The organism is Pseudomonas sp. PGPR40 (assembly GCF_022014505.1).
Classification (GTDB): domain Bacteria; phylum Pseudomonadota; class Gammaproteobacteria; order Pseudomonadales; family Pseudomonadaceae; genus Aquipseudomonas.
In genome coordinates this window covers 127087-138648 of sequence record NZ_JAKLSP010000019.1, presented here as the reverse complement: position 1 = coordinate 138648, position 11562 = coordinate 127087, and the positions used below count along the sequence as shown (strand labels likewise).

Genomic DNA, 11562 nt, shown 5'->3' with positions numbered 1-11562 from the left:
CACACGGCTGAAAGGCCGTTCAACTAATTAGGATCGTCGGGCATCGATTCTCATCGAGGCGCGGGGCCACAGCCCCACTCAGACGCCGGATAGATGAAAGCAAGCCAAACACGCATCAAAAACAGTATTGCAGAAAAGGGGGTAACCATAGATGTGGGAGCGGGCTTGCTCGCGAAGGCGGTGTGTCAGTCGAATTCAATAGTGACTGACACACCGCCTTCGCGAGCAAGTCGAATCGTCGCACCGCCGCTCCCACATTGGTCATAGGGTGTTACGGGTAAATCGCAGACACAAAAAAACCGTGCCCGGATTGCTCCGGAGCACGGCTTTTTTAACGAATCTTACTTGTTGACAGCGTCGGTCAGGCCTTTGGCTACAACCAGCTTGATCACTTTCTTGGCAGCGATTTCGATGGCAGCGCCAGTCGAAGGGTTGCGGCCGGTACGGGCAGGACGCTCAGTCACTTTCAGCTTGCCGATACCTGGCAGGGTGATTTCGCCGCCGTTTTCCAGCTGATCGGCAACGATTTGGCCCAGTTGGTCCAGAGCGTTACGCGCGGTGGTTTTTGGCGCGTCGATAGCTTCAGCGATGTCGGCGATCAGTTGGTCTTTAGTAAGAGCCATGTAATGTTCCTTCCCTATCAAATTCATATGGATTGCAGAGTGCAGTGTCAGCCATCGAGCCCGATCTTCTGGATCTGGCACCCTCGGCCATAACCACGACGAGTCGGGGTAATAGATACCGAAATCAGGGTTTGGTTCGACCTGACAAATGCTGAATGCACGCTTAACGCAGTGACTTCGCGTAAGACCGGGCAAAACTAGCACAGAGACGGGGAAATATCCGCCTCTAGCTACCCATTTGGTCAGCTTTATTGCTCTAAATCGGCAAAAAACTGCATAAGGTCCGTCGGACAGCTTCGAATTGCCCTTGGTACCACGCCAAAACCAGTGGTTGCGGTACACTGGGCGCTTTTTCGGGGGAGCACGCCCTCCTCTCTCAATCAGCCGAGAAGCCCATGCCGATCCGTCATTGCATCGTCCACCTGATCGACAAAAAACCCGACGGCACACCTGCAGTTCTTCATGCCCGCGATTCCGAACTGGCTGAGTCCAGCGCTATCGAGAACATGCTTGCCGACCTCAACGAGAGCTACAACGCCAAACAAGGCAAGGCTTGGGGGTTCTTCCATGCCGAGTCCGGGGCGCATCCGTTCAGCGGCTGGCTGAAGGAATACTTCGACGGTGGCAAAGATTTCACGGCCTTCAGCCGGATGGCGGTGGAGCATCTGCAAAAGCTGATGGAAGAATCCAACCTCTCGGTCGGTGGCCATGTGTTGTTTGCGCATTACCAGCAAGGCATGACCGATTACCTGGCCATCGCCTTGCTCCACCACAGCGAAGGCGTGGCAGTGACCGACCAGCTGGACGTGACTCCTTCGCGACACCTGGACCTTGGCCAGTTGCACCTGGCAGCGCGGATCAATGTCTCCGAGTGGCAGAACAACAAGCAGTCCAAGCAGTACATCTCGTTCATCAAAGGCAAGAACGGCAAAAAGGTATCGGAGTACTTCCGCGACTTCATCGGCTGCCAGGAAGGCGTCGACGGCCCCGGCGAAACCCGTACCTTGCTCAAGGCCTTCAGTGACTTCGTCGAAAGCGAAGACCTGCCGGAAGAGTCCGCACGCGAAAAGACCAAGACCTTGGTGGATTACGCCAGCAGCCAGGCAAAAATGGGCGAGCCCATGGGCCTGGAAGAATTGTCCGGGCTGATCGACGAAGAGCGCCCGAAAGCCTTCTACGATCACATCCGCAACAAGGACTATGGCCTGTCGCCTGAGATCCCGGCGGATAAGCGCACCCTGAACCAGTTCCGCCGCTTCACCGGCCGTGCCGAGGGCTTGTCCATCAGCTTCGAAGCGCACCTGCTGGGCTCGAAGATCGAATACGACGAAGAAGCCGGTACGCTGATTATCAAAGGCCTGCCGACCCAATTGACCGACCAGCTCAAGCGACGCAACTGATGCTCGGCGGCGTGTTGAAGAAATGCCTGCTGATCTTGCTGGTGGTCGTTGTTTACCAGAACTGGGGCAAGATCGAGCGGGTGTTCCACCCCTCCCAAGGGGTGTCTGAACAGACCCAGGCCAAGGCCAACGTCGTGCTCTACGCCACCGAATGGTGCGGCTACTGCAAGCTGACCCGGCGCTTTCTCGACCAGAAAGGCATTCCGTACAAGGAATTCGATATCGAGAAGGATGCTCTGGCGCGTAAAGCCTACGAGGCGCTGGGAGGACGCGGGATTCCGCTGATCGATGTGAACGGGACGCTGATTCGCGGGTATGACCCCGACAAGGTTCTTGCTGCATTGAAGTAAATACAAAAACCTGTAGGAGCGAGGCTTGCCCGCGAAGAACGATAACGCGGTGTAACAGATATACCGCGTTATCGTTCTTCGCGGGCAAGTCGGATCGCCGCACCGCTCGCTCCTACAAGAGATCAACACGCTTCGATGCGAAACCCGAACCGCGGAAAGTGCACATGCACGACGCCGGCTCGCTCGTCTTCACGACGCAAAATCAACTCTTCGCTGCCAGCAAACAACAACTCACCCGCCACGGGATCAACCCCATAATCGGTCGCTGCGATCACCACCGGCTGGCCAACCTCGAACCCGTTCGGCTCCTCGAACTGCTCATCCGGCAACGCAGCCGGCGTGGCGTTGCGCGCGACTTCAAGCGCTTCCTCAGAAGTCATCTCGCTGAATGCACCATGACCAAAGCCCATCACCCGGCCAAACCACGCTGAAACAGCCGGATAAGCATCCACCAACGGTGAGGTCACGTGCGTTGCTTTGAGAAACCACAGCGAGTGAGCCAAGGCAAAGTCGGCAATCGACGGCTCGCCAAACAGGAAGTCGCCTTGTTCGCGCTGAAGCTGCTGCTCCAGACGCGCCATGATCGTTGGCCACTGATGCCGGGCCTGCTCGGCCGCCAACCGTGTGGCGCTGCCACCGCTGAACAAACCGGCGCGATCAGCCAGGAAGCCCTTGATCGCTTCCGGTGACAATTTACCGAAGCGCACTGCCACCGATGCCGGCTGGAATACCAGGCTGACCGCATGCTGGAACACCACCGAATCGGCCCATGCCGCGAAGGTTGCGGTGATCATTTCCTGGCCTTCCGGGAAAAATGCCGGCAAGGCTTTTTCCTGCTCCAGACGACGAGCCATCAACGCGGTGTCGCAATAGACATCAGCACCAATCTGCAACACCGGCGTCTTGCGGTAGCCGCCGGTCAGCGCCGTCAGATCGGGTTTTGGCATCACCGGCGAGATATTCACCGAGCGCCAGGACAGCCCCTTGAAGCCCAGCAGCAAGCGGGCCTTTTCGGCGAAAGGGGACGTCGGGTAATGGTGCAGAATCAACTCGGACATGCTCGGCTCGCCGCTCGGATAAGGAGTCAGCAGCTTAGCGCGCAATCCGCAAGCGGCCTACCCATCTGCCTGATGGGCGCTTATCAGTCAGATTAATAAGCCCGCAGCCGCGCTCGCCACCAGACATTCCTTGGCGCTTTTCTTGAGTTTTTTTATCAAGCGTTCCTGGCGCAGTGCTTCGCTTTTGTCGCGGCAGATTTCGGTGTAGACCAGCGCCACGGCCGGGCTCGACAGGAAGAAGCGCGCGCCTTTGCCACTCTGATGAGTGGCGAAGCGGCGGACGGGATCGTCGCTGATCCCGCAATAGAGCGAACCATTGGCCGCGCGAACGAGGTAGACGAACCAGGGTTTGCTGACGGGCAGCGGCGGTTCGGCGGCAATGACGGACGATTCGCTCGAGGTGTTCACGTGACGATCAAGGCTTGTAGGAAACAAGCCGCGATCTTATCAGCGACTGGCCTGGAATGCCTTCAGCCCCTTCAGCGCCTGAGCACGAACGGCGTTTTTCACCACCGGCGTCCAGCCCAACAACAGCCCTTTGAACCCCAGCGCCTGACGCGACCAGCGCCACAGATCAAAGTTGTCGTGATGCTCGCAGATCTTGCCATCGCGAAACACGAAACGCGCCTGGATATCGTTGACCACGGTATTGCCGGTCTGGCTGAACAAGTAGGTCGCCACCCAATGGGCACCACCGCTGCGCTCGTCGCTGCGCACGTTGTCGAACGTCAGGGAGAAGTCCTTGGCCCGGGTGGTGAGCATGCGCCACATGTCGCCGGCATCTCGCCCGCGCAATTCGCCGAATGCCGGATCACTGAACACCACATCGTCGGTGTAGCAGGCGCTCATGGCCTCGGCATCCAGCCGCTGGAAGGCTTGGTAGAACCGGGTGATCAAGGCGTTGTGGGCATCACTCATGGGCAGGCTTCGCAAATACTGTCAGTAGACTTGCACCATAATTCGCGAATGCCCGAAAGACTATGGCCATTCACCAAAAAAATAGTGTCCCAACGCCAAATGATGCCCAGCCAAATTACAGGTAGACGATGCTCAGGGTTGCGCTGCCGTCCAACGGGATCTCTTCTGTGGTCATGGTCGGTTTTTTGATCGTCGTCGCAATCACGACGTCACTCACCAGGTTCTGGACTGCTACCGGCGTCGTACCAGAACTCCCTCGAGCACCCACCGTCCTCATCCAGCCGGGCTGCCAGGCTGTGCCAGCCGACGCACTGAACCAGGTAGTGCCATTGAACGACTCCACGAGTGGGTGTGCTATTCCGTCAGCCAACACATTGTCCATCGTCAAAAGATACGACCCAAGCTTCTGATTATCGGCACTCAAACCCAAGCCGAAGAGAGATGGACTTGGATAGAGAGAAGCGGCAGTCCCCTCTCTATTATCGGTACTTTGAATCGCAAACAAGGTAGAGGCATCGCAGCTAACACTCATTTGCAACGTAACTTCGGGTAACGTTGTCTCGTAGTTAAGATCCTTTATTGAAATTTTTCCATGATCAACCACTCCGCTATTGGACAACTGCGGCACACAGGCAGCTGGTGTAATAACACCCTTGACCGTCAGGTCCACGCCGGACGCAGCTTTAACGTTCGCCGCGCCAACAAAAAACACGGCTGCAGCGATATAGCTTAAATTTTTATTCATTCCTTGAAACCCCATCAGACACTTCGTTTATTTTCAGGCGCAATATGGGCATTTAACTCATCAAGTACATCCATATTGCCGACTGCCCTCTTCAGTGGCAGCAATATAAGCCCAAAAAAAGCATCCAAAAATACAATTAATACGAATTTGCCCTGTATCGGGCCGATTTGTCTGAACACGTTTGAAAGAGCAAAACAGGATTACCAGCAAACGAAGGAATGCGCGCCTAATGCACCATGCCGCTGTCGCGGGCATAGGCAAAAAGGCCCACATCCGTGGAAATGCCCAGCCGCTGCATGGCCATGATTTTCTGTTTGCTGATGGTCGATACGCTGCGCTTGAAATGGTCGGCAATCTCACTGACAGTCATCCCACTGGCGAGCATTCTCACTACTTCGTGTTCCTTGGCTGACAGTGACGGAGAACCCGACTGAGCCTCAGCGTCCGCCTGAACCAGCACCGCGCGCAAGTACTCGCTGACGAAACGCTGCCCTTGGCCCACGGCCCTGATAGCCAGGGGCAATTCCGTCGCGGAGGCGCCCTTGGCAACGATTGCCATCACCCCCTGGGTAAACGCCGCTCTCAGCGTCACGACATTGGCAAACATCGTCACCAGGATGATTGACGTTGACGGGTAGCGCCGCCGCACCACGCTCAACATCGTCAGCCCATCGGCCTGCTGGTTACCTGGCATCGAGAAATCGGTAATCAACAAGTCGCAAGGTGTGCATGACAGAAGCTCGAACAGGCTGTCCGGGCCATCGGCTTCACCCACCACCACGCACGTCCTGGTCAAATCTATGAGCATACGCAACCCGATGCGAACCACTGGATGGTCGTCAGCAATAACTACGCGCACTGTCGGATATCTCCTACTGAAGGACTGGAATGCGCGGAAAGTAACGCCGTCCTATTCCTCTCACAACCGCCATTTTTGACCGCGCGACTCTATCGCTCAATGAATTCAGGTTCCTGACATTTCTCCCATAAAACAAAGCGAAATCCCCTACGCTCTTTGGCTACCTATCGCCATGGGAAAGATTACAAACGTAGGGCGCTTCGGAAATAAACGATCTGTAAGTCCGCAACACCTTTTCATACACCAAGCTATCCATTTTCGTATTAGTTGCATTCCAACATGGTTCCCTCGACCGATAGATTGCGCTCCGTCCACACAGAAAACGCCAACAAACGCCAACAAACTTTCATCAAGGAAGAACCAACACATGAATAAACAGTTATCCCTTCTGACCGTTGCGTTGCTGTTGACCGGAGCGCCGTCGGCATTCGCCGCGTCCAGCACTGACCTGACCGTCACCGGGACGATCACTCCGAGCGCCTGCGCTCCCACTCTGTCCAATAGCGGGACAGTCGACCTCGGCAAAATCTCCGTCCGGGATCTGAACGTTGACCAGCCAACGCAACTGCTGCCACAAAACCTGCAACTGACCGTCACATGCGACGCGCCGACGCTGATGGCAGTGGAAACCAAGGACAACCGCGAAGGGTCGAACTACGACAACGGCGTGTACGATTACGGTCTGGGGCTGATCAATGGCACTGAAAAGCTCGGTGCCATGCAGTTACGTCTACGGTCGCCGGTGGCCGATGGCGTCCCGGCCAGAACCATCGGTTCTGAAGATGCCGGCTCGAGCTGGTACAACGAACCCTATTTGTTCCGCACCAACATCATCTCGGTCGCCCAAACCGGTACCGTGGTACCGATACCCGTCCAATTGTTTACCTCTGACCTAAATGTTCAAGCGGAGATCGCCCCCACTAACCGATTGACCTTAAACAACGAAGTTGCCATCGACGGCTCGGTGACCCTGACCGTGCGTTACCTGTAAGCCGCTAAATCGAGGAGCAGCAGGGTGTCCTGCTATAACCGAGATCCTGCTGCCCTCACATGCACCTTCATTAAGGATTTAATCCATGCACCTTACCAATGGCGCACGATGCCTCGGTTTCTGTCTGGGCACGCTGGCCTTTCTGCTTTGCGGTCGTGTCCTTGCCGACGGCATGGTGCCAGACACTTCGGTGGTCATCGTCAATGAGGCCGACGGCGAAGCGTCCGTTTCGGTGACCAACACCGATGCCACGCTGGCGCTGATGCATGTCACCATCGAAAACATTCCCGAAGATACCGAAGCGCTGGTGTTCGTAACGCCGCCGCTGGCACGGGTCGAAGCGTCGAAGACCCAGCTGGTGCGGTTCATTCTCCAATCGGAGAAACCGCTGCTCACCCAACGTTTGAAACGGGTGATCTTTGAAGGCATACCGCAAGGCAAAACCGCAACCGAACCCGGGCATGCGCGAGTGGGCGTGACGGTACGCCAGAACCTGCCACTAATCCTTCACCCCAAAGGCCTGGCGCCTAATCGCACGCCGTGGACCGATCTGCAATGGTCGCTGCAAAACGGTCAACTCACCGTGCGCAACGATACGCCTTACGTGGTTCGCCTGGGTCAGGAAGTGCAATTATTGCCCGCCAAGGTCAACGCGATGCTGCCAAAAACCTACGTGTTACCGGGTGAACACATCAGCATGAAGGTGGCTGAAGGCGCCGCCACACAAGTGCGCTTCCAACCGGCCACGGTCTACGGTTTCGCGGTGCCGCACTATGAAGCGCCCATCAAATCCTGAAACCAAAACACCCCGCGCCCCAAAGGACCGTGAGCGCCGAAGTTTCAAGGTAACGGCTGTTTAGCCCTTGCCACGAGCATGCCTGAAGCCACAGCGATATCGGCCAGCACGCAGGCATAAACCAAGTGAACCCCATGAACACAGTATTGATTTACCGTGACGGCGAAGCCGTGCCCGCTATTCGGGCGGCCGTTCGTGCTCCCTTGGTGCGGCGACAGGCCTCGTTGGCACTGCTGCTGACCAACGCGCTGATGGTGCTCGACGCCCGCGGTGATGTTTCGTTATCGCCATCGTTCGACAAAAACACCTTGATGCAGCGTGGTATCGATCCGGCGCTGGCGACATCGCTGATGCAAGCACCGCGCTTCACAGCCGGAAAACACCCGGTCACCCTCATGGTCAATGGTCAGCGTCAAGGCCGGATCGACGTCACATTCACTCGCGAAGGTGCGTTGTGCTTCGATCGATCGCTGCTTGATGCGGCCAATCTGAATGTGCCCGATCGCCTGCTGGACGATGGCCGCTGCCACGACTTCATGGGCAGCTCACCGCAGACTGTCATCGAACCGGACCCCGCGAGCCTTGTCCTGTCATTGATCGTACCCACCGACGCGATACGCCCCACGACCCGGGATCTCTCGGGTTATCAAACGGGTGGCATCGCCGGTTTGCTCAACTACGACGTCACCGGTTTGCATAGCCGTTATGGCGATCAGTCGAGTCGCTATGCCTCAGCCAACACCGAGCTGGGGTTCAATGCCGGTGACTGGATCGTGCGCAGTCGTCAGGTACAGACTTGGCAGGACGACGTTTCCCGCACCACCCATTTGGCAGCGTACGCCCAACGCACCTTCGCCAGCCAGGAAGCAGTGCTGCAGGCGGGTCAGATCAACCTTTACAACCCGGTATTGGCCGGAGCGCAGATCACCGGCGTACAGATGATGACCGAGCAAGCTCTGCAAGTCGAAGGACAAAGCGCAGTCATCGAAGGTGTTGCCCACAGCCAGGCGCAAGTCGAAATTCGGCAGAACGGTTCACTGATTCATTCAACCGTAGTGCCCGCAGGTCCGTTTGCACTCGACAACGTGCGCAGGCTCAACCTCCGCTCCGACGTTGAAGTCACGGTCAAGGAAGCCGATGGCAGCGAGCGCAGCTTTACCGTTCCTGCCGCGATGCTGGGGATCGGCTTGCCGGCGCCCGGCTATTCGCTGGCGGCCGGTCAGGTGCGCAATACCGGCGATGAACAGGATGGCAACCCATGGGTCATCAGTGGCGGCTGGAGCGGCGCACTAACTTCGCAAGTCCTGCTCAGCGCAGGCCTGACCGGCGCCGCCGACTATCGTGCGGCGGGCGCAAGCGTGGGCCTGCTGCCCTCACCTGTCGCACAGGTTCAAGCCACACTGACAGGCACTGACGCCAGTGGCAAAAATGCCAGTCAGGGGCTGCAGGCTGACCTGAGCGTATCGCACCGTTTGAGCGAGCAATGGTCGCTCAATGCAGGAAGCTCTTACCGGACCTTTGGCTACCGTGAACTGGAAGACGCGGTATTCGAGGGCGCATCGGACAGCAGTAAATCCCGTTACCGCGACCAGCAAAGTGCCGCACTGGCTTGGTCACACCCTTGGCTGGGGGCCTTCAGCAGCGGCTTGAGCCGGTCATCCTCATTCGACGGGCAAAGCAGCAGCCGCGCCCTGGCTTCATGGGGCACCAGCATCGGCGGAGTGTCTGTCTCAGCAACCGCCGAATGGCAAGTCAGCGGCGCACATCGCAGCGACGACAGCGTTTACCTGAACCTCAGCATTCCATTGGGCGAAAGCCGCCGGGCTCGAACCTGGGCCCGCAGTTCCGCTGGCGAGTACCGCAGTGGCATGGGCTTGAGCGAGCGGGTCAACGATCAACTGGGTTACCGGGTCGACGTCGAACATGACACCCGTGACAAGCAGGTGCAGTCCTCCGTCGGCGTTTCACTCCTGCCGCGCTACAGCCAGCTGGACTTGAACTACACCCGCGCCGATGCCGAACGTTCCAGCTATCAGGCCAGTGCTCGCGGCGGTGCCGTGCTGCACAGCGGCGGCGTGACGTTGTCGCCCTATCCAGTGCGCGACACCTTCGCGCTGCTGTCGGTGGGCGAGATGGGCGCGATCAAAATCACGACGCCGAGCGGCCCGGTCTGGACCGACTGGCAAGGACAGGCGGTGGTCCCCCAAATCAATGCTTACGGTCGCAGCGCAGTGGAAGTCGACACCAAAACCCTGCCGCGCAACGCCGATATCAACAACGGACTGGCGGTGATTTCTGCCGGTCGCGGGGCGGTCGACAAGGTCGAGTTCGGGATCACGATGACCCGCCGCGCATTGCTCAAGGTCACCACCAGCAACGGCGCGCCACTGCCGCGCGGCGCGACGGTGAATACCGAGGAGGGTGAGTTCGTCACCTTGGTGCAGGACGGCGGGTTGGTGTTTCTGCCCAACGTTCTCGATTCCCGAGCCCTGTGGATAACCGCTCCGGGGCTTGACCGCTGCGAACTGCGTTTCGAACTGCCGGCTGACGCCGACACCAAGGCGTATTACGAAACCGCCCCCGCCAAGTGCCGAGCTCTTTGAGGATGCCTTCATGAACCTGCACCGCTATCTGATGATGACCTTCGCCCCGCTGATCGGATTCATGCCCACAGCGTGGGCGCTGCCCGACGAATGCCAATTCAACCTGAGCCAGCCCGTGCTCGATTACGGGCTGATGAACCGTGCCATTCGCCCCGATTCAACCCCCGAGCGGAACCTGGGTGAGCGTCAGCTGAGCCTGAGTCTGAGCTGTGCAAAACCCATCGACATAAGCCTGTTTTATCGGGCCATGGCGGCGACGGCCGAGCGCTTTCACTTCGCTGAACGCGGCAGCTATCAGGTGCGCATTCGCGATGCGGTGCTCGATGGCCAAACGGTTGAGATCGGGCTGATTGCCGGTATCGGTCAGCCGCCCGTCATCACGGCATCGAACCTGATCTGGCGACCCGGGCACGGGGTCGTTCCCGTGCAGGCTGGCGTGCCGTTACAGGGGCGCAGTTTCTCGGCGCAGCTTGAGTTGAATGCCTGGGTGCAAGAGCAAGGGAGGCAGGTGCGTGACGCGGTGACCTGGGAGACTGACGGTGTCTTCGATACCGTCGCTGCCGGGCGCACCCGAGAGGTGACTTTGCGTGCCCGTTTCGCACCGGCTGCCTGCGAGCCGACGCTGTCCAATGGCGGCGTGGTCGACTTCGGCACCCTATCAAAAAGTGACCTGAACACAGACAAGAACACGCGCCTGCCGCCCAAGTCGCTGACATTTAGGGTGGGCTGCGATGCGCCCGCTTCGTTCGCGCTGGTCATGCACGACAACCGCTCAGGCTCGGCGACGGTCAGCAGCGAGATTTACTACGGCCTCGGCACGGACAGCCGCAACAACAAGATCGGCCTGTACTCCCTGAACATTGACCCGGCCGACGCCAGCGCCGACCACTTCGCCCGCCTCTATCGAACGGATTCCACCACGGGCGGCGTGGCCTGGAGCGCGTCCAGTTCCAACCCGATCCCCATCGGCAAAAACAGTTATCTGGGCTTTACCGCCAGCGCGGGCACCCACGCAGGCCCGGTCCTGATCCAGAACCTCAGCGCCACCGTGACCGTCGAGGCCGTGATCGCGCCCACCAACAACCTGGACTTGAGCACGGCCGTCGATCTGGATGGAGCGGGAACGATCGAAATTATTTACCTGTAACACCCACCCCATCCTGTCGAACCCGGGGCGCTCAAGCTTCTCGGGCCAGTCAGGAAACAACCATAAAAGTGA

Annotated in this window: 12 protein-coding genes; 6 read left to right on the top strand and 6 right to left on the bottom strand. The window is 58.3% G+C overall.

The window, feature by feature from the left end; all coding sequences use genetic code 11:
• Positions 1 to 341: 341 nt before the first annotated feature.
• The gene (locus tag MEB48_RS17625) at positions 342 to 623 is read right to left on the bottom strand and encodes an HU family DNA-binding protein (protein ID WP_007905514.1); all 282 of its coding nucleotides are present in this window, start codon (positions 621 to 623) and stop codon (positions 342 to 344) included.
• 395 nt (positions 624 to 1018) lie between these two features.
• On the opposite strand from MEB48_RS17625, the gene yejK reads away from it, so the two are divergent.
• Positions 1019 to 2023 carry a nucleoid-associated protein YejK gene (yejK, locus tag MEB48_RS17620; RefSeq protein ID WP_237885319.1) on the top strand — a complete coding sequence of 335 codons (1005 nt, stop codon included), beginning with the start codon at positions 1019 to 1021 and terminating at the stop codon, positions 2021 to 2023.
• Positions 2023 to 2373 (top strand): glutaredoxin family protein, encoded by a 351-nt coding sequence (locus tag MEB48_RS17615; RefSeq protein WP_237885318.1) that lies wholly within the window; start codon positions 2023 to 2025, stop codon positions 2371 to 2373. The genes yejK and MEB48_RS17615 overlap by 1 nt, the downstream gene beginning before the upstream one ends.
• Positions 2374 to 2495: 122 nt before the next feature.
• Here the strand turns inward: MEB48_RS17615 and MEB48_RS17610 are convergent, their stop codons facing one another.
• The 5 genes from MEB48_RS17610 to MEB48_RS17590 form a co-directional block, all read right to left on the bottom strand.
• Positions 2496 to 3431, bottom strand: coding sequence for a glutathione S-transferase family protein (locus tag MEB48_RS17610; protein ID WP_237885317.1), 936 nt, complete (start codon positions 3429 to 3431; stop codon positions 2496 to 2498).
• Between the two features lie 87 nt (positions 3432 to 3518).
• Positions 3519 to 3839: a GIY-YIG nuclease family protein gene (locus MEB48_RS17605; protein WP_237885316.1), complete on the bottom strand. Its 321-nt coding sequence runs from the start codon at positions 3837 to 3839 to the stop codon at positions 3519 to 3521.
• A gap of 39 nt (positions 3840 to 3878) precedes the next feature.
• Positions 3879 to 4349: a nuclear transport factor 2 family protein gene (locus tag MEB48_RS17600; protein WP_237885315.1), complete on the bottom strand. Its 471-nt coding sequence runs from the start codon at positions 4347 to 4349 to the stop codon at positions 3879 to 3881.
• A gap of 115 nt (positions 4350 to 4464) precedes the next feature.
• Positions 4465 to 5094, bottom strand: coding sequence for a DUF1120 domain-containing protein (locus MEB48_RS17595; protein WP_237885314.1), 630 nt, complete (start codon positions 5092 to 5094; stop codon positions 4465 to 4467).
• A 226-nt stretch (positions 5095 to 5320) separates the two neighbouring features.
• Positions 5321 to 5953: a response regulator gene (locus MEB48_RS17590; RefSeq protein ID WP_237885313.1), complete on the bottom strand. Its 633-nt coding sequence runs from the start codon at positions 5951 to 5953 to the stop codon at positions 5321 to 5323.
• 367 nt (positions 5954 to 6320) lie between these two features.
• Here MEB48_RS17590 and MEB48_RS17585 point away from each other — a divergent pair, with 367 nt between their 5' ends.
• From MEB48_RS17585 to MEB48_RS17570, 4 genes are all read left to right on the top strand, one after another.
• Complete coding sequence (locus tag MEB48_RS17585) at positions 6321 to 6944, top strand: DUF1120 domain-containing protein (RefSeq protein ID WP_237885312.1); 624 nt, start codon at positions 6321 to 6323, stop codon at positions 6942 to 6944.
• Between the two features lie 85 nt (positions 6945 to 7029).
• Entirely contained in the window at positions 7030 to 7740 is a 711-nt protein-coding gene (locus MEB48_RS17580) for a fimbria/pilus chaperone family protein (protein ID WP_269137525.1), read from the top strand.
• A 134-nt stretch (positions 7741 to 7874) separates the two neighbouring features.
• The gene (locus MEB48_RS17575; RefSeq protein WP_237885311.1) at positions 7875 to 10343 is read left to right on the top strand and encodes a fimbria/pilus outer membrane usher protein; all 2469 of its coding nucleotides are present in this window, start codon (positions 7875 to 7877) and stop codon (positions 10341 to 10343) included.
• 10 nt (positions 10344 to 10353) lie between these two features.
• Positions 10354 to 11490: a DUF1120 domain-containing protein gene (locus tag MEB48_RS17570; RefSeq protein WP_237885310.1), complete on the top strand. Its 1137-nt coding sequence runs from the start codon at positions 10354 to 10356 to the stop codon at positions 11488 to 11490.
• Positions 11491 to 11562 lie beyond the last annotated feature (72 nt).

Excerpts from the sequence above, each read along its gene's own strand:
- MEB48_RS17610 (WP_237885317.1), bottom strand. The coding sequence starts at position 3,431 with ATGTCCGAGTTGATTCTGCACCATTACCCGACGTCCCCTTTCGCCGAA.
- MEB48_RS17625 (WP_007905514.1), bottom strand. The coding sequence starts at position 623 with ATGGCTCTTACTAAAGACCAACTGATCGCCGACATCGCTGAAGCTATC.
- MEB48_RS17575 (WP_237885311.1), top strand. The coding sequence starts at position 7,875 with ATGAACACAGTATTGATTTACCGTGACGGCGAAGCCGTGCCCGCTATT.
- MEB48_RS17595 (WP_237885314.1), bottom strand. The coding sequence starts at position 5,094 with ATGAATAAAAATTTAAGCTATATCGCTGCAGCCGTGTTTTTTGTTGGC.
- yejK (WP_237885319.1), top strand. The coding sequence starts at position 1,019 with ATGCCGATCCGTCATTGCATCGTCCACCTGATCGACAAAAAACCCGAC.
- MEB48_RS17600 (WP_237885315.1), bottom strand. The coding sequence starts at position 4,349 with ATGAGTGATGCCCACAACGCCTTGATCACCCGGTTCTACCAAGCCTTC.
- MEB48_RS17570 (WP_237885310.1), top strand. The coding sequence starts at position 10,354 with ATGAACCTGCACCGCTATCTGATGATGACCTTCGCCCCGCTGATCGGA.
- MEB48_RS17585 (WP_237885312.1), top strand. The coding sequence starts at position 6,321 with ATGAATAAACAGTTATCCCTTCTGACCGTTGCGTTGCTGTTGACCGGA.
- MEB48_RS17615 (WP_237885318.1), top strand. The coding sequence starts at position 2,023 with ATGCTCGGCGGCGTGTTGAAGAAATGCCTGCTGATCTTGCTGGTGGTC.
- MEB48_RS17580 (WP_269137525.1), top strand. The coding sequence starts at position 7,030 with ATGCACCTTACCAATGGCGCACGATGCCTCGGTTTCTGTCTGGGCACG.